Source organism: Moorena sp. SIO4G3 (assembly GCF_010692305.1).
GTDB classification, from domain to species: Bacteria; Cyanobacteriota; Cyanobacteriia; order Cyanobacteriales; family Coleofasciculaceae; genus Moorena; species Moorena producens_A.
This window is the reverse complement of the sequence record NZ_JAAHIG010000731.1, coordinates 1-1,432: the sequence shown is the minus strand read 5'-3', so window position 1 is coordinate 1,432 and position 1,432 is coordinate 1. Positions and strand designations below refer to the sequence as shown.

Sequence of the window (1,432 nt, the reverse complement as noted above, 5' to 3'; positions counted from 1 at the left end):
TGGGGAGATGGGGAAATGGGGAAATGGGGAGATGGGGAGATGGGGAGATGGGGAGATGGGGAGATGGGGAGTGTGGGGCAAGAGGCAAGAGGCAAGAGGCAAGAGTCAAGAGTTCATAAACTATAGCACTAATCCCTACTCCCTACTCCCTACTCCCTACTCCCTACTCCCTATTCCCTTGCAGTTAAAATCCACAAAGCTTATCCCTTTGAGCATCACGGTTATGATGCCAATAATCGTACAACCAACTACAACCGCGCTGTAGCAAATAATCCACATCCAAATTCCACAAAATCACGGTTTTGTCTTTACTAGCAGAAGCTAGCCATTTGCCATCGGGACTGAAACTGACTCCAAACACCGAATCGTTGTGTCCCTTAAAGGTATTAATTAAATGTCCATCCCGACTCCAAAGATTAACCGTTGTATCACTACTCGCAGATGCGATTAAGGTTCCATCAGGACTAAAACTAACCCAATTCACGGCACCATTATGCCCTTTCAACGTATTAAGCAACTTGCCATCACGATTCCAGAGTTTTACGGTGCCATCACTACTAGCAGAAGCAATCATCTCCCCGTCTGAACTAAAACTAACCCAATTCACATCATCATTATGCTCTTTCAACGTATTGAGCAACTTGCCCTCACGATTCCAGAGTTTTACCGTTCCATCACTACTAGCAGAGGCAATCTGTTTGCTGTCTGGGCTAAAACTGACCCCCCAAACCTGATCCTGGTGCCCCTCTAAGGTCTTCAACAAGGTGCCATCTAAATCCCAGAGTTTCACGGTTTTGTCAGCACTAGCAGAGGCAATTAACTTACTATCGGGACTAAAACTAACTCCCCAAACCTGATCCTGGTGTCCTTCTAGAGTATGAAGCAAGGAGCCATCTAAACTCCAGAGTTTAACCGTTTTATCTTCACTAGCGCTAGCCATGATCGTGCTATCAGGGCTGAAACTAATTGCAGTCAACCCTTGACCATGAGCCAAGAAGGCTTTTCTGCTACGATCTTGAAGCCTCAACAGTTGAATGGTATTGTCTGCACTAGCAGTAGCAATCATTTCACCATCGGGGCTGAAACTTACACTTCTGACAGTTTGATTATGGCGGATCGGTGCCAGTATACCCCCGTCACTGGCCCAGAGTCTAATGGTTTTGTCTGCACTAGCAGATGCAATCGTCTTGTTGTCCGGACTAAAACTTACATCTAGCACCATCTCACTATGTCCAGCCAAGGTTTCGATTAATTCCCCATCACTGTTCCAGAGTTTGATGGTGTGATCAGCACTAGCAGTGGCTAGCCTCTTACCATCGGAGCTAAAACTAACATCCAGAACCCAATTACGATGACCTTCTAGGGTATCAATTAATTCGCCATCAGTTTGCCAGAGTTTGACAGTGTTGTCTGTACTGGCAGAGGCAATAGA

2 protein-coding genes are annotated in these 1,432 nt (G+C 45.9%); one reads left to right on the top strand and one right to left on the bottom strand.

Annotation, left to right across the window (positions count from 1 at the left end; genetic code table 11):
- Window positions 1-31 precede the first annotated feature (31 nt).
- Window positions 32-265: a hypothetical protein gene (locus F6J99_RS45000; protein ID WP_293123929.1), complete on the top strand. Its 234-nt coding sequence runs from the start codon at window positions 32-34 to the stop codon at window positions 263-265.
- On the opposite strand, the gene F6J99_RS44995 is transcribed toward F6J99_RS45000, so the two are convergent.
- A partial coding sequence (locus F6J99_RS44995; protein WP_293123927.1) for a WD40 repeat domain-containing protein occupies window positions 185-1,432 on the bottom strand: 1,248 nt, incomplete at its 5' end. The genes F6J99_RS45000 and F6J99_RS44995 overlap by 81 nt on opposite strands.

Excerpts from the sequence above, each read along its gene's own strand:
- F6J99_RS45000 (WP_293123929.1), top strand. The coding sequence starts at position 32 with ATGGGGAGATGGGGAGATGGGGAGATGGGGAGATGGGGAGTGTGGGGC.